Origin of the sequence: Streptomyces sp. NBC_01689 (genome assembly GCF_036250675.1) — a bacterium.
In the GTDB taxonomy this organism is placed as follows: Bacteria; Actinomycetota; Actinomycetes; order Streptomycetales; family Streptomycetaceae; genus Streptomyces.
Window position 1 is genome coordinate 3,530,983 of record NZ_CP109592.1, and the last position, 25,367, is coordinate 3,556,349.

18 protein-coding genes are annotated in these 25,367 nt (G+C 71.8%); 5 read left to right on the forward strand and 13 right to left on the reverse strand.

The window, feature by feature from the left end:
• Window positions 1-105 precede the first annotated feature (105 nt).
• A complete protein-coding gene (locus OG776_RS14820; protein ID WP_329321040.1) occupies window positions 106-3,126 on the reverse strand; it encodes a glycoside hydrolase family 3 protein in 3,021 nt (1,006 codons plus the stop codon).
• Between the two features lie 238 nt (window positions 3,127-3,364).
• On the opposite strand from OG776_RS14820, the gene OG776_RS14825 reads away from it, so the two are divergent.
• Window positions 3,365-5,230: a ricin-type beta-trefoil lectin domain protein gene (locus tag OG776_RS14825; RefSeq protein WP_148010621.1), complete on the forward strand. Its 1,866-nt coding sequence runs from the start codon at window positions 3,365-3,367 to the stop codon at window positions 5,228-5,230.
• A gap of 75 nt (window positions 5,231-5,305) precedes the next feature.
• Here OG776_RS14825 and cimA read toward each other — a convergent pair whose 3' ends face one another.
• The 5 genes from cimA to ureA form a co-directional block, all read right to left on the reverse strand.
• The gene (gene cimA, locus OG776_RS14830) at window positions 5,306-6,910 is read right to left on the reverse strand and encodes a citramalate synthase (protein WP_148010620.1); all 1,605 of its coding nucleotides are present in this window, start codon (window positions 6,908-6,910) and stop codon (window positions 5,306-5,308) included.
• Between the two features lie 417 nt (window positions 6,911-7,327).
• Window positions 7,328-7,864, reverse strand: coding sequence for a TetR/AcrR family transcriptional regulator (locus OG776_RS14835; RefSeq protein WP_148011066.1), 537 nt, complete (start codon window positions 7,862-7,864; stop codon window positions 7,328-7,330).
• A 215-nt stretch (window positions 7,865-8,079) separates the two neighbouring features.
• Entirely contained in the window at window positions 8,080-9,117 is a 1,038-nt protein-coding gene (locus tag OG776_RS14840) for an agmatine deiminase family protein (protein WP_329321043.1), read from the reverse strand.
• Between the two features lie 11 nt (window positions 9,118-9,128).
• The gene (locus tag OG776_RS14845) at window positions 9,129-10,799 is read right to left on the reverse strand and encodes an urease subunit alpha (protein ID WP_148010618.1); all 1,671 of its coding nucleotides are present in this window, start codon (window positions 10,797-10,799) and stop codon (window positions 9,129-9,131) included.
• Window positions 10,796-11,590, reverse strand: a complete 795-nt coding sequence (gene ureA, locus OG776_RS14850; protein WP_329321045.1) for an urease subunit gamma — start codon at window positions 11,588-11,590, stop codon at window positions 10,796-10,798. The genes OG776_RS14845 and ureA overlap by 4 nt, the downstream gene beginning before the upstream one ends.
• A 164-nt stretch (window positions 11,591-11,754) precedes the next feature.
• On the opposite strand from ureA, the gene OG776_RS14855 reads away from it, so the two are divergent.
• Window positions 11,755-13,188, forward strand: a complete 1,434-nt coding sequence (locus tag OG776_RS14855; RefSeq protein WP_329321047.1) for a cytosine permease — start codon at window positions 11,755-11,757, stop codon at window positions 13,186-13,188.
• A 165-nt stretch (window positions 13,189-13,353) separates the two neighbouring features.
• Here OG776_RS14855 and OG776_RS14860 read toward each other — a convergent pair whose 3' ends face one another.
• Both OG776_RS14860 and OG776_RS14865 read right to left on the reverse strand, forming a co-directional pair.
• On the reverse strand, window positions 13,354-14,460 hold the full coding sequence (locus OG776_RS14860; RefSeq protein ID WP_329321049.1) for a branched-chain amino acid aminotransferase: 1,107 nt from the start codon (window positions 14,458-14,460) through the stop codon (window positions 13,354-13,356).
• 281 nt (window positions 14,461-14,741) lie between these two features.
• Window positions 14,742-15,785: a 3-isopropylmalate dehydrogenase gene (locus OG776_RS14865; protein WP_148010615.1), complete on the reverse strand. Its 1,044-nt coding sequence runs from the start codon at window positions 15,783-15,785 to the stop codon at window positions 14,742-14,744.
• Window positions 15,786-15,927: 142 nt separating this feature from the next.
• Here OG776_RS14865 and OG776_RS14870 point away from each other — a divergent pair, with 142 nt between their 5' ends.
• Window positions 15,928-17,493 carry a purple acid phosphatase family protein gene (locus tag OG776_RS14870; RefSeq protein ID WP_148010613.1) on the forward strand — a complete coding sequence of 522 codons (1,566 nt, stop codon included), beginning with the start codon at window positions 15,928-15,930 and terminating at the stop codon, window positions 17,491-17,493.
• Between the two features lie 137 nt (window positions 17,494-17,630).
• Here OG776_RS14870 and OG776_RS14875 read toward each other — a convergent pair whose 3' ends face one another.
• From OG776_RS14875 to OG776_RS14890, 4 genes are all read right to left on the reverse strand, one after another.
• The gene (locus tag OG776_RS14875; protein WP_095852449.1) at window positions 17,631-17,759 is read right to left on the reverse strand and encodes a hypothetical protein; all 129 of its coding nucleotides are present in this window, start codon (window positions 17,757-17,759) and stop codon (window positions 17,631-17,633) included.
• Window positions 17,760-18,058: 299 nt separating this feature from the next.
• Window positions 18,059-18,625, reverse strand: coding sequence for a GNAT family N-acetyltransferase (locus OG776_RS14880; protein ID WP_148010612.1), 567 nt, complete (start codon window positions 18,623-18,625; stop codon window positions 18,059-18,061).
• 230 nt (window positions 18,626-18,855) lie between these two features.
• Window positions 18,856-20,487: an L-glutamate gamma-semialdehyde dehydrogenase gene (gene pruA / locus OG776_RS14885; RefSeq protein ID WP_329321053.1), complete on the reverse strand. Its 1,632-nt coding sequence runs from the start codon at window positions 20,485-20,487 to the stop codon at window positions 18,856-18,858.
• A gap of 36 nt (window positions 20,488-20,523) precedes the next feature.
• Complete coding sequence (locus OG776_RS14890) at window positions 20,524-21,450, reverse strand: proline dehydrogenase family protein (RefSeq protein ID WP_148010610.1); 927 nt, start codon at window positions 21,448-21,450, stop codon at window positions 20,524-20,526.
• A gap of 164 nt (window positions 21,451-21,614) precedes the next feature.
• Here OG776_RS14890 and OG776_RS14895 point away from each other — a divergent pair, with 164 nt between their 5' ends.
• Window positions 21,615-22,904 carry a PucR family transcriptional regulator gene (locus tag OG776_RS14895; protein ID WP_148010609.1) on the forward strand — a complete coding sequence of 430 codons (1,290 nt, stop codon included), beginning with the start codon at window positions 21,615-21,617 and terminating at the stop codon, window positions 22,902-22,904.
• 66 nt (window positions 22,905-22,970) lie between these two features.
• Here OG776_RS14895 and OG776_RS14900 read toward each other — a convergent pair whose 3' ends face one another.
• The gene (locus tag OG776_RS14900; RefSeq protein WP_148010608.1) at window positions 22,971-23,576 is read right to left on the reverse strand and encodes a TetR/AcrR family transcriptional regulator; all 606 of its coding nucleotides are present in this window, start codon (window positions 23,574-23,576) and stop codon (window positions 22,971-22,973) included.
• 109 nt (window positions 23,577-23,685) lie between these two features.
• On the opposite strand from OG776_RS14900, the gene OG776_RS14905 reads away from it, so the two are divergent.
• The gene (locus OG776_RS14905) at window positions 23,686-25,245 is read left to right on the forward strand and encodes an MFS transporter (RefSeq protein WP_329321054.1); all 1,560 of its coding nucleotides are present in this window, start codon (window positions 23,686-23,688) and stop codon (window positions 25,243-25,245) included.
• The last annotated feature ends 122 nt before the right edge of the window (window positions 25,246-25,367 follow it).

The following is a 25,367-nucleotide window of genomic DNA, read 5'->3' on the forward strand; positions in this document are numbered from 1 at the left end:
GGAGCGGGTGGGGCGGTGTCGGCGGGGAATCACCCCCACCGCACCGGCCCGCCCGCTCCCGCCCCCTCGTGGCCCGCCTTGTCGCGCGCGGACCACGAGGGGGTCTCACGCGGCGCGGTACGCCTCCGTCAGCTTCTTCACCGCCTCGGCGTAGTGCCCCGTCAGGAGGAGGTGGTCGGCGTCGGCGAAGGGCTTGGTGGTGGCCGGCGTCAGCGTCGAGGACAGTCTCTGCTGGACCAGCAGCCGGGCCTTGGCGACCGCGGCGCGGCCTCGGGTGTCGGCGCCGGTCCGGTCCGCGGCCGCGGCCACGAGGGCGAGTGCCTTGAGAGTCGCGGAGCCGCCTTCGGGGACCTTGGTGAGCGTGGTCAGCCCCCAGCCGTAGGGGAACTGGGGATCGTAGGCCGTGTCACCGACGTTGATCGGCAGCTGCGCCTCCGACTTCGGCCAGGTGACGGGGAGCTGTCCGGTGAAGGCCCGCTTGCCGTAGAGGACGTCCGCGACACCGTCACCCTCGGTGCCGGGGAGCCAGGAGGCCACGAGCGCGTCGATGTCACCGAGGCGGTCGCCGACGAGCTGCGGCCGGCCGGAGACGATCAGGACCGCGCACTTCATGGCGGCGCACACCTTGTCCACGGCGGCCTTGTCCGCGGCGGTCAGCTCCAGGTCGTTGCCGTTGCCGACGTCACCGACGCCCTCGGCGTACGGGGTCTCGCCGACGACGACCACACCCACGTCGTATCCGCCGGTGGGCGCGGAGGCGTCCTTGGAGTAGGTGACGTCACCGCCCGCCCGCTTCATCCCCTCCAGGATCGTGGTGCCGACCGTGTTCTTGCCGGAGGAACCCTGCCAGGTGATGGTCCAGCCGCCGGTCTGGTTGCCGAGGTCGTCGGCGTTCGAACCGGCGACGTAGACCTTCTGGGACTTCTTCAGGGGCAGGACCCCCGCCGAGTTCTTCAGCAGCACCTGCGACTCGGCCGCGGCCTCGCGGGCCACCGCCCGGTGCGCGGTCGAGCCGATCCGCGACGCGCCGCTCGTGTCGGCGTACGGCTTCTCGAAGAGGCCGAGCCTGAACTTCTGCGTCAGGATGCGCGACACGGCGTCGTCGATCCGCTTCGTGGTGACGCGGCCGGCGTTCGTCTCGTCCACGAGCGTCGTACGGAAGTCCTTGTACGAGTAAGGCACCATCATCATGTCGACGCCCGCGTTGACCGAGGTGCGGACGTGCGAGGCGTAGTCGCCGGGGAGCTGGTCGATGGCGTTCCAGTCGCTGATCACGAAGCCGTCGAAGCCCATCCGGCCCTTGAGCACGCCGTTGATCATGTCTGCGCGGGCGTGCATCTTCACCGGGCCCTGGCCGTCGCCCAGGACGTCGAGCGAGGAGTACGAGGGCATGACCGTGCCGATACCGCGGTCGACGGCCGTCTGGTACGGGGCGAGGTGCACCGCCTCCAGCTGCTGCCGGGTGACCTTGGTGACGCCCTGGTCGATCGTGTAGGAGCCGGTCGTGGAGGAGCCGTACTCCGTGCCGCCGTCGCCCACGAAGTGCTTCGCGGTCGCCAGCACCTTGTCGCCGTCCTTCAGGTCCCTGCCGTCGCGGGCGCCCTGGAGGCCCTGGATGACCGTCTCCATGGACTTCACCAGCGCCGGGTCCTCACCGAAGGACTCGTAGGAGCGGCCCCACCGTTCGTCGCGCGTCACGCACAGGCAGGGGGCGAAGTCCCACGGGATGCCGGTCGCGCGGACCTCGGCGGCCGTCACCGCGCCCGCCTTCTCGGCCAGGCCCGGGTCGCGGGTCGCTCCGATGCCGATGTTGTGGGGCATGATCGTCGCGCCGGTCAGGTTGTTGTGCCCGTGGACCGCGTCCACACCGTAGATCAGCGGGATCTGCAGCCGGGTGGCCCGCGTCCGGAGCTGGTAGCCGTCGATCATCTTCGCCCAGGCGGCGGGGGTGTTGGGCGTCGGCGTGGAGCCGCCGCCGGAGAGCAGCGACCCGAGGTCGTAGGCGGCGATGTCGCCGCCCGCGCCGATCGCGCCGCGCTCGGCCTGGGTCATCTGCCCGGCCTTCTCCGCCAGGGACATCCGGGAGAGGAGGTCGGCGACCCGCTTGCGCACGGGCAGCTTCGGGTCCAGGTACGGCAGCCCGTGGGCGTCGATGACCACCTGCGGGGTCTCCGCGGGGGCCTTCGCGCCGGTGACGGTCAGCTTGAGCGGGATCGTCTCGGCGGCCTCGGCGGACCTGTCCTTCAGGGTGGACACCCGGACGGTGCGGGAGCTCCCGGAGGCGGTGCCGGCCGGGAAGGTGACCTCGCCCTTGACCGGCGCGTAGTCCCGGCCGGACTCGGCGGTGCCGCCCGCGCCCTCGTAGGCGACGGTCACGGGCTCGTCGAGCGGGGCCGACCCGGTGGTGGCGACGGAGAGCCGCACCGTCGCCGTGGCGCCCTCCTTGACCGGGTACACGGCGGAGTCGGTGGTGACGGAGGCCCGCAGGGACTGGTCTGCCTTGCCGTACAACTCCACGCCGTCCATGGCGAAGTGGCCCTTGACGCCGACCGGGAGGGTGAGCGCGTACCCCCACATCTCGGTGAGTCCGAGGACCTGGTCGATACCGCCGACGGGCTGGTAGTCCGTGCGGTAGACGAAGTCGGTGAAGGGGATCTCGATCTGTTTCCAGCCGCTGAAGTCGTCGGTGAAGGACGTCGTCCACAGCTCGGAGGCCTCGCCGTTGGCGCCGCCGTCCTTGATCTCGAAGCTGACCTTCTTGGCGTTGTTCTGACCGTCCCACCAGAACCGGATGCCCCGGTGGGCGGACCAGTCGTGGCCGGGCAGGCCGGCGGCGAAGTCATGGGTGAAGCCGCCGTAGCCGCTGATGTCGTAGTCACCCGTGAGGACCTTCGCGCCCTCGGGCGCGTCGGGGCGCGCGGTCAGGGCGAGTGCGGGCGGGTCGTCGGTGTCGCCACCCCAGGTGAAGAGGCCCTCGGCGGGCTGGCTCGCGAAGGGCACTTCCCCCTCGAAGCGGTCCACCGGGACGGGCGCGGGGTCGTCGGCCGCGGCGACCGAGCCGGCCGCGGCCAGGGGCAGCAGCCCGACAAGCAGGGCGGCGGAGGCGAGCAGGGCGGTTCTTCGCATGTACCTTCCCTCGGCTCTCTTGGTTCACTTATGACTTAGATCACGGCGTGAGTTAACTGAGACCTCGGGGGGCCGTCAAGGCTTCACGTCAGAACCGGTACAGACTCAACTCCCGTCCGGATCAGGGCCGTTGTTCCTTCAAAGTGTGAACGCGCGCCCCCTTGACGCGCCCTGCGAGCCGTCATTTACTCACGCCTCGCACGCCTCCCCACCCCCACCTCCAGAAGGGCGGCGCCCCATGAGGGGATCCACTCGGGCGGCCCGGCTGATTCTCGCCGGACTGCTCACCGCGGCCGGATTCACGGCCGCCGCGCCCGCGCACGCCGCGGGCGAACAGGTCACCGCCTGGCTGACCACGACCGACGACACCGGCGGCCGCCATGTCGTACGCGGACTCCAGGCCCAGGCGCCGTTCGCCTTCCAGTCCGGCTCCGGCGGCGGTGGCGAGAACATCACCGTCGACGAGAACACCCGCTACCAGACCTTCACCGGTGGCGGCGCCTCCTTCACCGACACCGCCGCCTGGCTGATGAACAGCAGCGGGGCGCTGTCGCAGTCGACGCGGGACGCCACGATGCGCAAGCTGTTCTCGCCGACGGACGGCATCGGCCTGTCCTTCCTGCGCAATCCCATGGGGGCCTCCGACCTCGCACGGTTCGGCTACAGCTACGACGACGTGCCGGCCGGGCAGACCGACCCGGACCTGACCCGGTTCTCGATCGCGCACGACCTGGCCGACGTGGTGCCGCTGACGAAGCAGGCGCTCCAGCTCAACCCCGCCCTGACGGTGATGGCCTCGCCGTGGACGGCGCCGGCCTGGATGAAGGACAGCGGATCGCTGAACGGGGGCTGGCTGAAGTCCGAGGACTACGGCGCGTACGCCTCGTACTTCGTGAAGTACCTCCAGGCCTACCGGGACCAGGGCGTGCCGGTCTCGTACGTCACCGCGCAGAACGAGCCGACCTGCTGCTCGGGCTACCCCTCGATGAGCTGGAACGCCTCCGGGCTCGCCTACTTCACCAAGAGCGAGCTGCTGCCGAAGCTCCAGGCCGCCGGCCTGTCCACGAAGGTCCTCGCCCACGACTGGAACTGGGACGTCTACGACTCGTACGCCGCCCAGACCGTCGACGACGCGGCGGTGCGCTCCCACCCGAACTTCGGCGGGATCGCCTGGCACGGCTACGGCGGGGACGTGAACAAGCAGACGAGCGTGCACAACCAGTACCCGGGCCTGGACGCCTTCGGCACGGAGCACTCCGGCGGCACCTGGATCGCCAACCAGCAGCGCGAGGACATGCTCAACATCGTCGACTACACCCGCAACTGGGCGAAGTCGGTGACGAAGTGGTCGCTGGCCGTCGACCAGAACCGGGGTCCGCACAACGGCGGTTGCGGCACCTGCAGCGGACTGATCACCGTGCACAACGGCGACGGTGCGAGCGGGAGCGTCGACTACACGGTCGAGTACTACACGATGGGCCACCTGACGAAGTTCGTCCGGCCGGGTGCCCAGCGGATCGCGTCGACGGCGTCCGCGTCGGTGCCGAACGTGGCGTGGCGCAACCCCGACGGGTCGAAGGCGCTGATCGCGTACAACGACGCGTCCGCCGCGAAGACGGTCACCGTCAACTGGGGCTCGCAGCACGCCACCTACTCGCTGCCGGGCAAGACCTCGGCCACCTTCACCTGGTCCGGCACGCAGTCGGGCGGGGGCGGCGGCCAGTCGGGCTCCTTCGTCGGGCTCGCGGGCAAGTGCCTGGACGTGGCGGGCGGTTCGAGCACCAACGGCACGGCGGTGCAGCTCTACGACTGCAACGGGAGCGCGGCCCAGAAGTGGGCGGTGCAGGCGGACGGCTCGGTGCAGACGCTCGGCAAGTGCCTGGACGTGACCTCGGCCTCGACGGCGAACGGCGCCAAGGTCCAGCTGTACGACTGCAACGGCAGCGGCGCCCAGCGGTGGTCGTACAACGCCTCGACGGGTGACGTGGTCAACGCCGCGGCCGACAAGTGCCTCGACGTGACCGACAACTCCTCGGCGAACGGGGCCCGGGCGCAGATCTGGACGTGCACGGGCGCGGCCAACCAGAAGTGGCACCTGCAGTAGACGGCGGAGTCCCGGTACGGGTCCCGCGGCGAGGTCCGCACGCCTCGCCGCGGGACCCGTACCGGACGGCCCGCGCTACGCGGCCGGCTCGACCCCGGCCCGCAGCAGCCCGTACGTGCACGCGTCCTCCAGTGCCTGCCAGGACGCCGCGATGACGTTCTCGGCGACGCCGACCGTGGACCACTCGCCCGCACCGTCCGAGGTGGAGATGAGCACCCGGGTCGTGGACGAGGTGCCGTGCTTGCCCTCCAGGATGCGGACCTTGTAGTCCACCAGCTCCAGCGTGGCGAGCTGGGGGTAGATCTTCTCGAGCGCGACCCGCAGCGCGCGGTCGAGGGCGTTGACGGGACCGTTGCCCTCGGCCGTGGCGACGATCCGCTCGCCCTTGGCGAAGAGCTTGACCGTGGCCTCGTTGGCGTGGGTGCCGTCGGGGCGGTCCTCGACGATGGCCCGCCAGGACTCGACCTCGAAGTACTTGCGGGCCCTGCCCTCGGCCTCCGCGCGCAGCAGCAGTTCGAAGGACGCGTCGGCCGCCTCGTAGGTGTAGCCCCGGAGCTCGCGTTCCTTGACCCGCTCGACGACCCGGCCGACCAGCTCGCGGTCACCGCCGAGGTCGATGCCGAGCTCCTTGCCCTTGAGCTCGATCGACGCGCGGCCCGCCATGTCGGAGACGAGCATCCGCATGGTGTTGCCGACCTGCTCGGGGTCGATGTGCTGGTAGAGGTCCGGATCGACCTTGATCGCGGAAGCGTGCAGACCGGCCTTGTGGGCGAACGCGGAGACACCCACGTACGGCTGGTGGGTCGAGGGCGTCAGGTTGACGACCTCGGCGATCGCGTGGGAGATCCTCGTCATCTCGCGCAGCGCGCCCTCGGGCAGCACCCGCTTCCCGTACTTCAGTTCCAGGGCCGCCACGACCGGGAACAGGTTCGAGTTGCCGACCCGCTCGCCGTAGCCGTTCGCGGTGCACTGGACGTGGGTCGCGCCCGCGTCGACGGCGGCCAGCGTGTTGGCGACCGCGCAGCCGGTGTCGTCCTGGGCATGGATGCCGAGCCGGGCCCCGGTGTCGGCGAGGACGGTCGCCACGACCGCCTGTACCTGGGCGGGGAGCATGCCGCCGTTGGTGTCGCAGAGCACGACCACGTCGGCGCCCGCCTCGGCGGCGGCCCGGACGACCGCCTTCGCGTAGGCGGGGTTCGCGCGGTAGCCGTCGAAGAAGTGCTCGCAGTCGACGAAGACGCGCCGGCCCTGCGCGCGCAGATGGGAGACGGTGTCCCGGATCATCTCCAGGTTCTCGTCCAGGGTCGTGCGCAGCGCGAGCTCGACATGCCGGTCGTGGGACTTGGCGACCAGCGTGATCACCGGGGCGCCGGAGTCCAGGAGTGCCTTGACCTGCTGGTCCTCGCTCGCCCTGGCCCCCGGCCGACGGGTGGCGCCGAAGGCGACGAGCTGGGCGTGCCTGAAGTCGATCTCCTGCCGGGCGCGGGCGAAGAACTCGGTGTCGCGCGGGTTGGCGCCGGGCCAGCCGCCCTCGATGAAGCCCACCCCGAAGTCGTCCAGGTGCCGTGCGATGGCCAGCTTGTCCGCCACGGTGAGGTTGATGCCCTCACGCTGCGCGCCGTCGCGCAGCGTCGTGTCGAAGACGTGGAACGAATCGTCGAGCTCGCTGGTTTCGGTCATGGTGTCTGGCTCCTGTGTTGGATCTCGGTCTGTACCGGAATGACCGGCTCCACCGTCCCCCCATGATCCCTCGCGCTCCCTTCCCGGCTTGTGGTGGGCCAGGAAAACGAAAAACCTCTCGCGGGTGCGAGAGGTCTGCGCGCGGGTCGAGGACGACGGTGCCCGCCCGTACGTGGTGGTACGTGGCGGTCACTGCGGACCGGCGCGCCTGCTGCCAATAATCGTGGCGAACGAGAGCACGGAGGCAGTCTGGCACAGCGCCGCCCCCGGGCCCAGATCGTCTCAGGATGCGAGCGGTTCGTCCGTTTCCGGCGGCGCCTTCCGGCCACCGCCCGTGCCCCGCGCCGCGCCGCACCCGCACCGCACCGGGGCGGCCGCGGCCGGACCGGACGGGCACCCGGCCGGTCCGGCCGGGTCTCAGCCGAGCGCCTCGTCCAGGAACTCCTTGACATGGCCGAGGGTCCGCTCCCGGTCGGTGCCGCGCAGTCCGATCGCGACGTGGATGGAGAAACCGTCCAGCAGGGCCCGCAGCCGGGCGGCGAGGCGGTCCGGGTCGACCTGCCGGAACTCGCCGCGCGACACGCCCTCGGCGATCAGCGCCACGAGGTCCCGGTGCCAGGCCCCCTCGATGGCGACCTGCCGCTCACGGGCTTCCTCGCCGGCGTTCTGCGAGTGGTTCCAGACCTCCAGCCAGAGCGTCCAGTGCGGGTCGCGGTGACCCTCGGGCACGTACAGGGCGACGTACGCGTCGAGGCGGCCGCGCGCGGTGCCCGGCGCGGCGAGGAGCCGGCCGCGCTCGGCACCGAGCCGGCCCTCGCTCCACTCCAGCGTCTGCAGCAGCAGTTCGTCCTTGGAGCCGAAGTAGTAGAGGAGGTGCCCGCTGCTCATCCCGACCTCGCGGCCGAGCGCCGCCATGGTGAGCTTCTCCAGTCCGCGCTCCGCGATCATGCCCATGGCCACCCCGAGGACCTCCTCGCGGGGCGGTGCGGTGTTGCGGCGACGGGTCACGGGGCGGCCTCCACGGTCTCCGTACCTTCCGGGGCCAGGCCGGTCCCGGTGATCACTCCGGCCCGGCGGGGACGGCGCCGGCGCACGGCACAGAGCAGTACATTCACCCGTACGTTCTACCCGACCCCCGCCCGCGGGGGTTCCCGGGCCCCGCGCGGTGCTCAGACCTTCGGCTGCTGCTGGGTGATGCAGTGGATGCCGCCGCCGCCGGCGAAGACCGCGCGGGCGTCCACCAGGGAGACCGTCCGGTCGGGGAACAGCCCGCGGAAGATCCCGGCCGCGGTCTCGTCCCGCGGGTCGTCGAAGCCGCAGAGCACGACGCCGCCGTTGCAGAGGTAGTGGTTGATGTAGGAGTAGTCCGCCCAGTGCCCGTCGGCCTCCAGGACGGTCGGGGCCGGGACCTCCACGACCTGGAGACGGCGTCCGCGCGCGTCGGTCTGCGCCTTGAGCAGCCCGATGACCTCCTTCGTCACCTCGTGGTCGGGGTGCGCGGGGTCCGGCTGGTGGTGCGCGACGACGACGCCGGGGCGGGCGAAGGCGGCCACGATGTCGACGTGTCCGAGCGTGCCGAAGCCGTGCGGGGGGTAGTCGCCGGTCAGTCCGCGCGGCAGCCAGATCGCCTTGCGGGTGCCGAGATGGGCGTGGATCTCCGCCTCGACGAGCTCGCGCGTCCACTCCGGGTTGCGCTCGGCACCCAGCTGGACGGTCTCGGTGAGCAGAACGGTCCCCTCGCCGTCCACGTGGATCGCGCCGCCCTCGTTGACCAGCCGCGAGGCGTACGTCCGCGCGCCCGCCAGGTCCGAGACGAACGCGCCGATCTTGGCGTCGTGCCCCCAGCGCGCCCACTCCTGCGCGCCCCAGCCGTTGAACGTCCAGTCCACGGCGGCCAGTCCGCCCTTCCCGTCGGTGAGGAAGGTGGGGCCGATGTCCCGCATCCAGGCGTCGTCGAGTTCCCGTTCGACGGTGTCGACGCCGGGGCCGAGCAGTTCGGCGGCTTCCTGGGACTGACCCGGCCCGCACACGACGGTGACGGGTTCGAAACGGCGGACCGCGCGCGCCACCGACGCCCAGGCGGCCCGCGCCCGCGCGAGGCCCTCCGGGTCGTCGAAGGTGGGGTTCGGGCCCGGCCACGCCATCCAGGTGCGCTCGTGCGCGTCCCACTCGGCGGGCATCCGGAAACCGTCGGAGGCAGGGGTCATGGCGTGCACCTTCACAGGAAGTAGAGGCGGTTGAGGGAGACGGAGTCGGCGGCCTCGGAGCGCAGCGGTTCTCCGTCGAGGGTGACCAGGCCGGTGCGCTGGTCGACGTCGACGGCTCCGGTACGGGAGTTGAGGCGCAGGTCGGCGGGGCCGATCCCGCGGGTGCCGCGCACGGCGACCCGGCGCCGGCGTGTCGGCATCCGGTCGTTGCCCTGGTCCAGGGCCGCCCGCGCGACGAAGGCCACCGAGATCTCCGCCGGTGTCGCCCCGTGGGCGCCGAACTGCGGTCCCAGGACGAGGGGTTCGCAGGTGTCGGTGGCCGCGTTCGGGTCGCCGACGACGCCGTACGCCGGGAAGCCCGACTTCAGGACGAGTTGGGGCTTGGCGCCGAAGAACTCGGGGCGCCACAGCACGATGTCGGCGAGTTTGCCGACCTCCAGGGAACCGACCTCGTGCGCGAGCCCGTGGGCGATGGCCGGGTTGATGGTGAGTTTGGCCATGTAGCGCAGGACGCGTTCGTTGTCGTGGTCCTCCGGGGCGCCGAACTCGCTCTTCATCTTTCCGGCCATCGCGAAGGTGCGCCGCACGGTCTCCCCCGCGCGGCCCATGCCCTGCGCGTCCGACGAGGTGATGCCGATCGCGCCCAGGTCGTGCAGCACGTCCTCGGCGCCCATGGTCCCGGCGCGGATCCGGTCACGGGCCATGGCGGCGTCGCCGGGCAGGTCGGTCTTGAGGTCGTGGACGGAGACGATCATGCCGTAGTGCTCGGCGACCGCGTCCCGGCCGAAGGGCAGGGTCGGATTGGTGGAGGAGCCGATGACGTTCGGGACGCCGGCCATCTTGAGGACGTTCGGGACGTGCCCGCCGCCGCAGCCCTCGATGTGGAAGGCGTGGATGGTCCGGCCGTCCAGCACCCGCAGGGTGTCCTCCACCGAGAGGCACTCGTTCAGGCCGTCGCTGTGCAGGGCCACCTGGACGTCGTGCTCCTCGGCGACGCGCAGCGCGGTGTCCAGGGCCCGGGTGTGGGCGCCCATGTCCTCGTGGACCTTGAAGCCGCTCGCGCCGCCCTCGGCGAGGGCTTCGACCAGGGGCGCGGCGTCGGAGGACGAACCCCGGCCCAGGAAACCGATGTTGACGGGCCACGCGTCGAACGCGGCGAAGGCGTGGCGCAGCGCCCAGGGCGAGTTGACGCCGACCCCCCACACCGGTCCGAACTCCTGGCCGATGACGGTGGTGACGCCGGAGGCGAGGGAGGCCTCCATGATGCGCGGCGACAGCAGGTGGACGTGGGTGTCGACGGCTCCGGCGGTGGCGATCAGCCCCTCGCCGGAGACGATCGACGTGCCCGTGCCCACGACGACGTCGACCCCGTCGAGGGTGTCGGGGTTCCCGGCCCGGCCGATCGAGCAGATCCGCCCCTCGCGGATGCCGATGGAGACCTTCCGGATGCCCTGTGCCGCGTCGATGACCACCACGTTGCTGATCACGACGTCACAGGTGTCACGGACGGCGGCGGCCTTGAGGTGCAGTCCGTCCCGGGCGGTCTTGCCGAAGCCGGCCAGGAACTCGTCGCCGTGCCGCTGGGAGTCCGACTCGACGCGGACGGTCAGCCCCGAGTCGCCCAGGCGGACGCGGTCGCCCGCGCGGGGGCCGTGCGTGGCGGCGTACTCGTACGGATTCATCGTTCGTTCCCTTCGGCTTCCCCGGCACCGGCATGCGGGTCCGCTCCGGCATCGGCACGGGCATCGGAATCCGCCCCGGAGCCGGCACCGGAGTCCGTCCCGGAGTCGGCGCCGGCGCCGGCGCCGAGGTATCCGCAGGCGGCCGCTCTGCGCAGGGCCTCCTCCCGCGCTCCGGGCGCGTCCAGCGGGCCGTCCACGAGACCGGCGAAACCGATCGCGACGCGTGCGCCGCCGATCGGGCGGAGGCCGACCTCGGCGCTCTCCCCCGGGCCGAAGCGGACCGACGAACCGGCGGGGACGGCGAGCCGCATCCCGTAGGCCGTCGCCCGCGGGAAGTCGAGCCGCGGGTTGGCCTCGAAGAAGTGGAAGTGCGAGGTGACCGAGACCGGGACGGAGGCGGTGTTGGTCACCGTCAGCCGTACGACGGCCTCGGGCTCGCTGTGCGCGGGCCCCGGCAGCAGGGCGCCCGGCCCGTCCTCCCCCAGCCCCGGGCCGAGGGGGTCGCTCACCACGGCGAGCCGGGACCCGTCGTCGAAGACCGCCTCGACGTGCACCTCGGTGACGATGTCGGCGACGCCGGGCAGCACGTCGTCCGGGCCGAGCACGGACCGCGCGGCCTCGACGGCCTCCGCGAGACGGAGCCCGTCCCGGGCCGCCTCGCACACGGTGTCCGCGATGAGCGCGGTCGCCTCGGGGACGTTGAGCCGGAGACCGCGGGCCCGGCGCGCCCGGGCCAGCTCGGCCGCGCCGAAGAGCAGCAGCCGGTCACGTTCCGTGGGGGTCAGTCTCACGACGCGGCACCTCCTTGCCTTCCATGAATTAGAACATCACTCTAAACAGGCGATGGGCAAGAGGGGAACATTGACAGGCGGAGGGGCATTGACGGGCGCGCCCGGGACGCGCCACATTGAACGTCGCTCTAAACAACCGGGCGGCGGATCGAAGGAGACCATCCATGCCGATAGAACAGCGCGGAGTCGACACCATCCCGGACGAGGAGCGGACCAGCGGCCCGCGCGATCTCGTGTCGATCCTGCTCGGCTCGAATCTCTGTCTCGGTGTGATCATCTTCGGCTGGCTGCCGCCGTCCTTCGGGCTGGACTGGTGGTCCTCGGTGAGCTCGATCGTGGCCGGCACGGTGATCGGCACGGCGCTCACCGCTCCGCTCGCGCTGGTCTCCCTGCGCACGGCGACCAACCTGTCCACCTCCTCCGGCGCCCAGTTCGGCGTGCGCGGGCGGCTGGTCGGCTCGGTCGTCGGGCTGCTGCTGGCCCTCGGCTACACCGCGCTGACGGTGTGGATCGGCGGCGACGTGATGATCGGTGTCCTGCACCGGCTGCTCGGGCTGCCGGTGGACGGTCTCTCCTACGCCGTCGTCTACGCGCTGCTCGCCGCCGCCACCGTCGCGGGCGCGGTCTACGGCTACCGGGTGCTGCTCGCCATGTCCCGGGTCCTCGCCGTCGGCATGACCGCCCTGCTCGCCCTCGGCGTCCTCGCCTACGCACCGCACTTCACCACGGCCGCGCTCCCGGAGGCCGGCGGCTACCTGCTCGGCTCGTTCTGGCCGACCTGGCTGCTGGCCGCGGTCGCGGCGGGCCTGTCCGGACCCATCGCGTTCATCACCCTGCTCGGTGACTACACCCGGTACATCTCCCCGTCCCGGCACTCCTCGCGCAAGGTCCTGCACGCCACCTGGCTGGGCCTGATCGCGGGCCTGCTCGTCCCCCAGCTGTTCGGGACCTTCACGGCGTACGGCGCCCGCGCCGCCCTCGACTACGCGGGACCGCTGGTCTCCGCCTCCCCCGCCTGGTACCTGGTGCCGCTCCTGCTGGCCGCCTCGGCGGGCTCGGTCGGCAACGCGGGACTGATGCTCTACTCGATGGGCCTGGACCTGGACGCGATCCTGCCGCGGGCCTCGCGCGCCCGGGCCACCCTCACGGTCGCCGTCGTCGCCACCGTCTGTGTCTTCGTCGGCCACTACGCCTGGAACGCGCAGTCCGCGATGACGTCCTTCGTCCTTCTCCTGACGGCCATCGGCACCCCGTGGGCGGTCATCACCCTCATCGGCTTCGCCCGCAGCCGCGGGAACTACGACCCCGACGCCCTCCAGGTCTTCAACCGCCGTTCCCGCGGCGGGATCTACTGGTACCGGGCCGGCTGGAACATCCCGGCGACGGTCTCCTGGGCGCTCGGCGCGTGTGTCGGTCTGCTCGCCGTGTCGCTGCCCTCGTACGAGGGACCGCTGCTGTCCCTCACCGGCGGGGTGGACTGCAGCTTCGTCCTGTCGGGCCTGGTCGGCGGCCTCGCGTACCTGAGCCTTCCGGCCGAGCGGGTGCCGGACCCGGTCGGGACCGGACCGGAACCGGTGCGTGCCGAGAGCGGGCGCTGAGGGCCGCGCCCGTCCGTCCGCTCCAGTCGTCCTCCGCGCGCACACCCCGGCCCCGGCCGGACACCCGGACCGGTGGTCCGGGTGTCCGGATCACCGGGACCCGTGCGGCCGGCGGTCCGGACACCCCGACCCGTGCGCACGACGGGCGCGCTCCGGCCGCCCGGTCTAGCCGAGCGGGTGCATCCAGCCGTGCCGGTCCGCGGTGACGCCGCGCTGGATGTCGAGGAGCGCCTCGCGCAGCTTCATGGTGACCTCGCCGGGCTCACCGCCGGACTGCTTCCACTCGGCGCCGGTGCGCTTGACCGTGCCGACGGGGGTGATGACCGCCGCGGTGCCGCAGGCGAAGACCTCGGTCAGCGTGCCGTTCTCGGCGTCACGCTGCCACTGGTCGATGGAGACGCGGTCCTCGCGGGACTCGTAGCCGAGGTCGCGGGCCACGGTGAGCAGGGAGTCGCGGGTGACGCCCTCCAGGATGGACCCGGAGAGCGAGGGGGTGACGATCACCGGCTTCTCACCGGCGGCACCGCCGTACACGAAGTACAGGTTCATGCCGCCGAGCTCCTCGATCCACCGGTGCTCGGCCGCGTCGAGGTAGCAGACCTGGTCGCAGCCCTTGGCGGCGGCCTCGGCCTGCGCGAGCAGGGAGGCGGCGTAGTTGCCGCCGGTCTTGGCGTCGCCCATGCCGCCGGGAACCGCGCGCACCCGGTCCTCGGAGAGCCAGATGGAGACCGGCTTCACACCGCCCGGGAAGTAGGCGCCGGCCGGGGAGGCGATGACCAGGAACAGGTACTCGTTGGCGGGCTTCACCCCGAGCCCGACCTCGGTCGCGATCATGAACGGGCGGAGGTAGAGGGACTCCTCGCCGCCGTGCGCCGGGACCCAGGCACTGTCCTGCTGGACCAGCACGTCACAGGCCTCGATGAACGTCTCCACCGGAAGCTCCGGCATGCCGAGGCGGCGCGCGGAGGCCTGGAAGCGGCGGGCGTTCTTGTCCGGGCGGAAGGTGGCGACGGAGCCGTCGGGCTGACGGTAGGCCTTGAGTCCCTCGAAGATCTCCTGCGCGTAGTGCAGGGTCATGTTCGCCGGGTCCAGGGAGAGCGGGCCGTACGGAACGAGCTGGCCGTCGTGCCAGCCGCGGCCCTCGGTCCACTTGATCGTCACCATGTGGTCGGTGAAGTGGCGGCCGAACCCGGGGCTGGTCAGAAGCGCCTCGCGCTCCGCATCCGAGCGGGGCTGCGAGGAGGGCTTGAGCTCGATCGTGGGCGTCGTCATGAGTGGTTGTCCTTCACCGGTTGTGTGTGACGGGCCGCGCTCACGCCTGTACTGCCAGTGGCCAGTGCTAGGACGTCCGAGCATTCCCTCATTCAGCGGCTCCGCGTTCGATTATCGCGCGATGTGAGTATCGCGCGGTCGGGGCCGTGGACGAAAACGGGGTGAATGCGGCCCATGGGGGGTTGCCCAGGGGTTGATGGTGGCACCCGGCGAGGGCAGAAGAAAAGCCGCCGGGCGCTGTTGCGACCCGGCGGCTGATTCGTTGCGGTGAGCGCGCGGGGTCAGCCGGCTACTCGTACGGCGAGCGCGTCGCCGATCTCCTCGGTGCTGCGGGCGGGCTGCCCGACGCGCTCGGCGAGGTCGGCGGAGACAGCGTCCTCGATGCGGGCGGCCTCGGGCTCGTAGCCGAGGTGGCGCAGCAGGAGGGCGACGGACAGGACGGTGGCGCTGGGGTCGGCCTTGCCCTGGCCCGCGATGTCGGGCGCCGAGCCGTGCACCGGCTCGAACATCGACGGGAACTCGCCGCTCGGGTTGATGTTGCCGGAGGCGGCGACGCCGATGCCGCCGGAGACGGCCGCGGCGAGGTCGGTGATGATGTCGCCGAACAGGTTGTCGGTGACGATCACGTCGAAGCGTTCGGGCTGGGTGACGAGATAGATCGTCGCCGCGTCCACGTGCATGTACTCGGTGGTGACCTCGGGGAACTCCTCGGCCACCCGGTTGAAGACGTCCGTCCACAGGTGACCGGCGAAGGTCAGCACGTTGTTCTTGTGGATGAGCGCCAGCTTCTTGCGCGGGCGGGCCTGGGCACGGGCGAAGGCGTCGCGGACGACCCGCTCGACGCCGAAGGCCGTGTTGACGGAGACCTCGGTGGCGACCTCGTGCTCGGTGCCCTTGCGGATGGTGCCGCCGTTGCCGGTGTAGGGGCCCTCGGTGCCCTCGCGGACCACCACGAAGTCGATCTCGGGCTGACCGGCGAGCGGGGTGGCCACCCCCGGAAGGAGCTTCGAGGGACGCAGGTTGACGTGGTGGTCGAAGGCGAAGCGCAGCTTGAGCAGGAAGCCCCGCTCCAGGACGCCGGACGGGACCGAGGGGTCGCCGATCGCGCCGAGCAGGATCGCGTCGTGCCGCTTCAGGGCGTCGAGGTCGGCGTCGGTGAGGGTCTCACCGGTGGCGTGGTACCGCCGGGCACCGAAGTCGAAGTCCTTGGTCTCCAGCTTCACATCCTGCGGAAGGACGGCGGAGAGCACCTTCAGCCCCTGGGCCACGACCTCCTGGCCGATGCCGTCACCGGGGATCACTGCGAGATTGATGCTGCGAGACATGAGGGCACCGTACTCCCTGTCCCATGGGATGACACGATGTGTCCGCCATACGGACGATCCGCTGTCGCCGCACGCCAACCCGTCGCCCTGCGTTCACCCGTACGTATGGCTCCCGTTGGGCCTCGCTGGGAAGTTCTCGAACATGGACACACCCGACGTCGGCATCCCCGAGCGGCTCGCGCGCCGGATGAGCATGGCCGAGCAGCACGAGTACCTGCGGACGAAGCTCACCCGGCGCCGCGCCCTGACCGCGGCGGGGGCGTTCGCCGGCGGCGGGCTGCTGGCCGGCTGCGCGTCCGGCCCGAAGAGCCCGGCGCACACGTCGGTCCCGCGGGCGGCCTCCGCCACCGGGCAGGCGCACGGTTCCGCCGTCACGCCCTTCGGCCGTCATCTCGCCTTCGGCGCGGACCCGAAGACCCAGATGCGGATCTCCTGGCAGGTGCCCCTGGCGGTCCGGAAGCCGTATGTGCGGGTGGGGCTGACGCCGTGGGGGCTGAGCCGCCGGATCGAGGCGGAGGTCCGTGACCTGCACACGCCGGGCCTCGCCGGGCAGCGGTTCGCGCTGGACCAGTACTACCTGCACGCGGCACTGGACAACCTGCGGCCCGGCACGACGTACTACTACGGAGTCGGTCACGAGGGGTTCGACCCCGCGTCACGGGAGCGGCACTCCACGGTCGGCTCCTTCCGTACGGCGCCCGCGCGTCCGGAGAAGTTCGTCTTCACCGCCTTCGGCGACCAGGGCGTCACCCCCGACGCGCTCGCCAACGACAAGGTGCTGCTCGGCCGGCATCCGGCCTTCCATCTGCACGCGGGCGACATCTGCTACGCGGACTCGGTGGGAACGGGCGCGAAGTCGGACGTCTACGAGCCCGCCGCCTGGGACCTGTTCCTCAAGCAGACCGAGTCGGTGGCGAAGTCCGTGCCGTGGATGGTGACGACCGGCAACCACGACATGGAGGCCTGGTACTCGCCGAACGGGTACGGCGGCCAGTCGGCACGCTGGTCCCTCCCGGACAACGGCTTCGACCCGCGCCGTGCGCCGGGCGCGTACTCCTTCACGTACGGCAACGTCGGGGTCGTGGCGCTGGACGCGAACGACGTGTCGTACGAGATCCCCGCGAACAGGGGGTACACGGACGGACGCCAGACGGCCTGGCTCGACAGGCGGCTCGGGGAGCTGCGCGGCAGCGTCGACTTCGTGGTGGTCTTCTTCCACCACTGCGCGTACTCGACCTCGACCCACGCCTCCGACGGAGGTGTGCGGGACGCGTGGCTGCCGCTGTTCGCCAAGCACCAGGTGGACCTGGTGATCAACGGGCACAACCACGTGTACGAGCGCACCGACGCCGTGAAGGACGGCCGGGTGGGCAGGCCGGTGCCGGTCGGGGCGTCGACCGACCCGACCCGGGACGGGATCGTGTACGTCACGGCGGGCGGGGCGGGCAAGAGCCTGTACCGGTTCCCCGAGGGGGTGAAGGACAGTCACGAGGGGAGGACCACGCGCCACGAGCCGGTCGAGACCTTCCACTGGACGAGGTCGGGACACCGGCAGCCGGACACCGTGGAGTGGTCGCGCGTGCGCTACACCGGGTACTCCTTCCTCTCGGTGGAGGCGGAGACCGGCGCGACGCCGCGGCTCAAGGTGTCGGCGCTGGCCCAGGACGGCCGGCGGATCGACCACTTCGAGGTGCGGCGCGGAGCGTGACCCCGCGCCGCGCCTCGTTCGGGCGCGGCTCCCGGATCGGGGGACGGACGGATCGTCGGCCCGCGCGGGACCCGGGCTGTGCCGCGGGCCTCGCGCTGAAGGGCGGAGGGCCGGAGGACGGAGGCGGGGGGCGGGCCTCAGTGGCCCGTCTCACCGCCGTTGTCCCTGCGGTCGAGGGCGCGCTGGAGGGCTGCGGCCGCGTTCTTGCGGTCGGACTCGCTCGAACGGGAAACGTGACGGACTCGGCGGACGGTCGTCTCGGCCATGATGAATCGACTCCTTAACCTCCGGAGGACCCGCGACGGGCGGCCGGAAGTGCGGTGAGGGATTACGAGACGCCGGAAGGGGCGGGGAGCGGTGCCGCAGGGGTTGCCTGCCAGGGGCGCCGGCTCACTACCGCCGTTCGCTTGGTCTAGCGATACGTTCGGCTTCTACAAAGCTAAGCGAGGACCGAGCATCTGTCTCCACAATTACTCGGACTTCCTACTATCTGAGACGGCCGATCGGGTGACCCCAGCCTGACCTGCGCCGACGCGCGGCGCGGGACGTACGGCGGGAGCCCGCGTCACAGCACGTCCCCCTCCCGCCAGTCGAAGACCAGCTCGTGGGCCGGGTCCAGGGCGCCGTGCCGGGCGCGGCCGGACCCGCCGGGCGCGGCGACGGGGCGTACGAAGGTGCTGCCCTCCTCGTCCGGCAGACGGACGACGCCCTCGGGTGCCAGGGCGCAGATCCGGCCCGGCCAGAGCTGCCAGCCGCGGGCCGCGTACAGGGGGCCGCCGTCCTCGCTCGCGGAGAGCGCCCCGAACGCGTACGAGCCCTCGATCACCCGCTCCAGGGCCGCCATGACCCGGCCGCCGAACCCGCGTCTGCGGACGTCGGCGCGTACGCCCACCGCCTCCACGTACCCGACCCGCAGCGACCGCCCGCGGTGCAGCACCCGGCGCTGGATCACGGAGCCGTGGCCCGCGAGGCCCTTGTCGTCGTGCACGAGGGCGTGGATGCCCCCGAGGCCGTGGTCCCAGTCCTCGTCGCCGAAGTCCCCGCCGAAGGCGTCGTCCAGGAAGGCGCGGACCGCGTGGAGTTCGGCGGGCGCCAGGTCCGCGGTGTGGGCGGTCCGCAGTCGGATGGCCATCCGCCCAGTATCCCGGCGTCCGCGACACCCGTCGATCGCCTCGCACGGCGGACCGCCGGCCGGGGCGGCACCGCGGTGCGGGCGTCGCCGGGAGGAGGCCGGCGCGGGGGCCGGTGCGGTCGGTGCGGGCGCCGCGGGGGCCGGTGCGGTGACGGCGCCGGGTACACCCGCGGGCCGGGCGGCCGCCTTCATCGGCGACCGCCCGGCCCGCGTCGGACGTCCCGAGGGTGTCAGCCCATGTGGGGGTAGGTGTAGTCGGTCGGCGGGACCAGCGTCTCCTTGATGGCGCGGGTCAGCGTCCAGCGCATCAGGTTCTGCGGGGCGCCCGCCTTGTCGTTGGTGCCGGAGGCACGGCCGCCGCCGAAGGGCTGCTGGCCGACGACGGCGCCGGTCGACTTGTCGTTGATGTAGAAGTTGCCCGCGGCGTAGCGGAGCTTCTCCATCGTGTACGCGGCGGCCGCGCGGTCGCCCGAGACGACCGAGCCGGTCAGCGCGTAGTCGGAGGCCGACTCCATCTGCGTCAGCATCGCGTCGTACGCGTCGTCCTCGTAGACGTACACCGCGAGGAACGGGCCGAAGTACTCCGTCTTGAAGACCTCGTTCTCCGGGTCCGAGCACTCGACGACCGTGGGACGCACGAAGTAGCCGACGGAGTCGTCGTACGAGCCGCCCGCGACGACCGTGCAGGCCGGGTCGGACTTCGCCCGGTCGATCGCCGCCTTGTTCTTGGCGAACGACCGCTCGTCGATGACGGCGCCGATGAAGTTCGACAGGTCGGTGACGTCACCCATGGTCAGGCCGTCGATCTCGGCCGCGAACTCCTCCTTGAACCCGGAGTTCCAGATCGACGCCGGGATGTAGGCGCGGGAGGTCGCGGAGCACTTCTGGCCCTGGTACTCGAAGGCACCGCGGGTCAGGGCCGTCTTGAGGATCGCGCGGTCGGCCGACGGGTGGGCGACGACGAAGTCCTTGCCGCCGGTCTCGCCCACCAGGCGCGGGTACGAGCGGTACTTCTCGATGTTGCCGCCGACCGTCTTCCACAGGTACTGGAAGGTCTTGGTCGATCCGGTGAAGTGGATGCCCGCGAGGTCGCGGTGCTCCAGCGCCACCTCGGAGACCTCGATGCCGTCGCCGGTGACGAGGTTGATGACGCCCTTGGGCAGGCCCGCCTCCTCCAGGAGGCGCATCAGCAGCACGGCGGCGTGGGTCTGGGTCGGGGACGGCTTCCAGACCACGACGTTGCCCATCAGCGCGGGGGCCGTCGGCAGGTTGCCCGCGATCGCCGTGAAGTTGAACGGCGTGATCGCGTAGACGAAGCCCTCCAGCGGACGGTGGTCGAGGCGGTTCCAGACGCCCGGCGAGTTGGCCGGGGGCTGCTCGGCCAGGATCTGCCGGGCGTAGGCGACGTTGAAGCGCCAGAAGTCGACCAGCTCGCAGGGGCAGTCGATCTCGGCCTGCTGCGCCGTCTTCGACTGGCCGAGCATGGTGGAGGCCGCGAGGGTCTCGCGCCAGGGGCCGGCCAGCAGCTCGGCCGCGCGCAGGATGATCGCGGCGCGGTCGTCGAAGGACATCGCGCGCCAGGCGGGCGCGGCGGCGAGGGCCGCGTCGATGGCGTCCTGGGCGTCGGCCCGGGTGGCGTGCGCGCCGGTACCGATGACGGCCTTGTGGTTGTGCGGCTGCACGACCTCGAAGCGCTCACCGCCACCGAGCCGCTTCTCGCCGCCGATGGTCATGGGCAGGTCGATCGGGTTCTCGGCCAGCTCCTTGAGCCTGGCCTCCAGGCGAGCACGCTCGGGCGAGCCGGGGGCGTAGCCGTGCACCGGCTCGTTGACGGGGGTGGGGACCTGGGTCACAGCGTCCATGGGTTCCGTAACTCCTTAGTGAGCGGTGGTTCGGACTCAGCCCTTGGTGAGGATGGAGCGGGCGAAGAAGAGCAGGTTGGCGGGCTTCTCCGCGAGTCGGCGCATGAAGTAGCCGTACCAGTCGGTGCCGTACGCGGTGTAGACGCGCATGCGGTGGCCCTCGGCGGCGAGCCGCAGGTGCTCCTCGCCGCGGATGCCGTAGAGCATCTGGAACTCGTACTCGTCGAGCTTGCGGCCGGCCTTGCGGGCCAGTTCCTGGGCGATGGAGATCAGGCGCGGGTCGTGGGACCCGATCATCGGGTAGCCCTCGCCCTCCATCAGGACGCGCAGGACGCGGACGTACGCCTTGTCGGTCTCCGCCTTGTCCTGGTACGCGACCTCGGCGGGCTCCTTGTAGGCGCCCTTCACGAGGCGTACGCGGCTGCCGTTCGCGGCGAGGCGGCGGGCGTCGGCCTCGGTGCGGAACAGGTAGGCCTGGATGACGCAGCCGGTGGCGGGGAAGTCCTTCCGCAGCTCCTCGTGGATGGCGAACATCGAGTCGAGGGTGGTGTGGTCCTCGGCGTCCAGCGTGACCGTGGTGCCGATGGCGGCCGCCGCCTCGACGACCGGGCGGACGTTGGCGAGAGCCAGCTCGTGACCGCCCTCCAGCGCCTGGCCGAACATCGAGAGCTTCACGGACATCTCGGCCGCGGTGCCGAGGTCCAGTTCCTTCAGGTGCTCGATGAGCTCCAGGTAGGCGTCGCGGGCGGCGAAGGCCTGTTCGCGCGTGGTGATGTCCTCGCCGACGACGTCCAGGGTGACCGAGAGGCCCTTGGCGACGGCGTCCCGGACGACCGGGACGACCTGGTCGACGCTCTCACCGGCGATGAAGCGGGCGACCACCTGCTTGGTGCCGGGGGCCGCCGAGACGAAACGGCGCATGCGGTCGCTGCGCGACGCGGCGAGAATCACGGGACCCAGCACGGGCACCTCCACGGAAAGTACGGACGGCCACCCCCGCGCACGACGGGCGGGGACGGCACGGGGAACCACCGTGAAACCTAAGGATCCCCCCGATCCTCGGCCATCGACAGCTGTCACGCATCCGTGCACTGGATCTCAGACATCTGTATGAAGGCACCCGGGGGATGGGGGAGAATGCCCGTGTGACGGGCGATTTCAAGGCAGGCCGAACGGCCGGCGGCGGTGAGTACCAGGAGCTGGTCGACGAGATCTCCGCGCTGCTCGACGCCCCCGCGACCCTGGAGAACCGCGACTTCGAGCTGATCGCCTTCGCCGCGTACGGCAGTGACGGCGACGACGACTTCGACGCGGCCGCCCTCGACCCCGTCCGGACCCGCTCGATCCTCACCCGCCGTTCCACCCCCGCGGTCCGGGCCTGGTTCGAGGGCTTCGGCATCGCCCGGGCCACCGGCCCGGTGCGCATCCCGCCGACCCCGGCGGCGGGCGTCTACCGGGGGCGCGTCTGCCTGCCCGTACGCCATCGGGGTGTCGTGCTCGGGTACGTGTGGCTCCTGGACGACGATCCGGGGCCGCCGCCGGAACGGCTGGCCGCCGCCATGGAGGTCGCCTCCCGCATCGGCGCGCTGCTCGCGGACGAGGCCCAGGCGGGGGCGGACCTGACCCGCGAACTGCGGGCCGTGCTCACCGCCGAACGGGGCTGGCAGCGGGACATGGCCGTGGCCGAACTGCGCACGGCCCTCGGCCCGCGCGGCGAGGGCCTGCACACGCTGGTGTGCGTCGCGCCCTGGCCCTCGGCGGGCCCGGACGACGCGCCCTCGGCCCGTACGGTGCCGGGGGCCACCGCGCTCTGCACGGTGCCGTGGAGCGGCGGCGCCCCGGTGTCCGGCGACGGGGCGGAGCCCGGGCGGGGTCCGGCCCTCCGGAGTCTGGCCCTGCTGATCCGGCTGCGCTCACCCGAGGTGCTCGCCCCGGCCCTGGCGGCGGCCGCCCGGTTCGTCCGGGAGGCCGAGGGGGACCGCGCGGGCGACAAAACCCCGGGGATACGGGCGGCGGCCGGGGTCGCCGGAGCACGGGTGGGGCTCGCGGAGCTGGGGGCCGGCTGGCAGGAGGCGTCCTCGGCCGCCCACGCGGTCCTCGCCGAGCCCCGCCTGGGCCCGGTCGCCGAGTGGGCGGCGATCGGCCCGTACCGCCTCCTCACCACGCTCCCGCCGGAGGCCGCCCTGGACCCCGCCGTGCGCACCCTCCTCTCCCCCGCCCACCACGAACTCGCCCGCACCGCCGAGGTGTTCCTCGACTGTGCGGGCCAGGCCGGGCGCACCGCGGCCGAACTGGGCATCCACCGGCAGACGCTCTACTACCGCCTCTCCCGCGTCGAGCAGCTGACGGGCCTCGACCTGGACGACGGCGAGGACCGCCTGCTGCTGCACATGGCGCTCAAGACGGCACGGTTGTGAGGAACACGGGACGCCCCCCGTCCCGTCCGGCCGGGGCGGCCCGGGGGGACGGCGCGCCGGGGACCGTCACGGAGACACCGCGTCGTCCCGTCGCGCGGCACCCGCCGCCTCGATCACCCGGCGCAGCCCCTCGGTCAGGTCGTCCGCGGTCGACGCGCTCGCCGGGTCGAACAGCCACTGCACCATCAGCCCGTTGAGGAGCGCCTGGTAGAAACCGCCGACGGACTTCACGGTCCGCTCGTCGAGCGTCTCCTCGTCCAGGCCCAGCAGCATCGAGGCCAGCCCGGCCCGCCCCTCGGTCTGCGCCTCGGCCATCAGGCCGCGCAGCTCCGGCACCCGCTCCCCCTGCGTCACGACCTCCATGCTGGCCGCCCACACGGGCCGGTACTCCTCGAAGGAGTCCAGCATCCGCGCCCACACGCTGTGGAAGCGCTCCACGGAACCCCCCGGCGCGTCCTCCCGCTCCGGGTGATGACCCGACTTCTCGCCCCACTCCTGCACCAGTTCCACGAACGCCTGGGTGAGCAGCGCGTCCTTCGAACCGTAGTGGTAGCCGATGGACGCCAGGTTCGTCCCCGACTCCTTCACGATGTCGCGCGCGGTCGTGCGCACGAATCCCTTCGCCAGCAGGCAGCGCTTGGCGCCTTCGAGCAGATCCTCACGGTGTCCCATGCGGGACACCCTACCCCGATTAATACAAACGTCCCATACGGTCGTCACAGACGCACGTATTATACGCTTGTACTAGACAACTGTTTAATACGTCCGTACAGTCCCGGACATGACGAACCCGACGCGCACGACCCCCGCACCCGGCGCCCGCGCCGGCCGCCGCGAATGGACCGCCCTCGGTGTCCTGATGCTTCCGCTGCTCCTCGTCTCCATGGACGTCTCGGTCCTCTACTTTGCGATCCCCGCGATCAGCGCGGACCTGGAGCCGAGCGGCACCCAGCAGCTGTGGATCTTCGACATCTACGCGTTCGTGCTCGCCGGCCTGCTGATGACGATGGGATCGCTCGGCGATCGCATCGGCCGCCGCCGGCTCCTGCTGTGCGGCGCCGCCGCCTTCGGTGCGGCGTCCGCCCTCGCCGCCTACGCCGACAGCGCGGAGACACTGATCGCGGCCCGCGCCCTCCTCGGCGTCGGCGGCGCCACCCTGATGCCCTCGACGATGGCGATCATCCGCACCCTGTTCATCGACCCCGGACAGCGCGCGAAGGCGATCGGTCTGTGGTCCGGCGTCATGACCGCGGGCGTCGCCCTCGGCTCGGTCATGAGCGGAATCCTGGTGCAGTACTTCTGGTGGGGCTCCGTCTTCCTGGTCAACCTGCCCGCGATGGCGCTGCTCCTGGTCCTCGGCCCGGTCCTGCTCCCCGAGTCGAGGAACCCCCGGCCGGGCCGCTTCGACCTGCCGAGCGTCCCGCTGTCGCTGGCGGCCGTGCTGCCCGTCATCTACGGCGTCAAGGAAATCCCCTCCGAGGGCTGGAAGCCGTGGTACGTCCTCTCGATCCTCGTCGGCCTCGTCTTCACCGCACTCTTCGTCCGGCGGCAGCGCACCGCCCGATCCCCGCTGATCTCCCCCGAGTTGTTCCGCGGCCGCGGCTTCGCACCCGCGGTCGTCCTCAACCTCGTCTCCTCGTTCGGGATGATGGGATCGGCGTACTTCACCACCCAGTACCTGCAGTCGGTCCTGGGCAAGAGCTCCATGCACGCCGCGCTGTGGGCGCTGCTCCCGACCGTTCTGGTCGGCGTCGCCGCGCCGGTGGCCGCGCAGTCGGTCCAGAAGGGCGTCCACCGCGCCCACGTCGTCTCCGGCGGATTCGTCCTCGGCGCCTGCGGCTACGGGCTGCTGGCCCTCACCGGTACCGACGCGCTGTGGTGGGCACTCGCCGGAGCGGGTGTGCTCGCCGCGGGCATCGTCGTCGTCATGTCCCAGATGATGGACCTGGCGCTGAGCACCGTCCCGGTCGGGAACGCGGGCGCCGCGTCCTCCCTGCTGGAGACGGGCGCCGAGTTCGGGGGCGCGCTGGGCATGGCCGTCCTCGGCTCGATCGGCACGGCGGTCTACCGCCACGGGATTCCGTCCGGCGCCCCGGACGCGGCCCGCGAGACCCTGGGCGGCGCCCTGGCGGTGGCCCACCGCCTGCCGGGCGACACCGGCGACGCCCTGGTCCGCGCGGCCCGTGAGGCCTTCACCGACGGGATGCACGCGGCGGCGATCGCGGGTGCGGTGCTGTTGCTGGGGGCGGCGGCACTGGCGTCCGCGACGCTGCGGAAGGTGCGGGTGGGGTTGTCCGAGGGGGTGGATGAAGCCCCCCGCACCGAACAGTCACCGGCCTGACCCGTACGCGCGGCTGCCGCCCCGGACCCCGCGTCGGCCTGAACGGCCTCGTCCTCGAACGCCGGACGGGCTGACATACCTGACCTGGCCCTCGGCCTTCGAGCGCGGGCGCGCATCTCCAG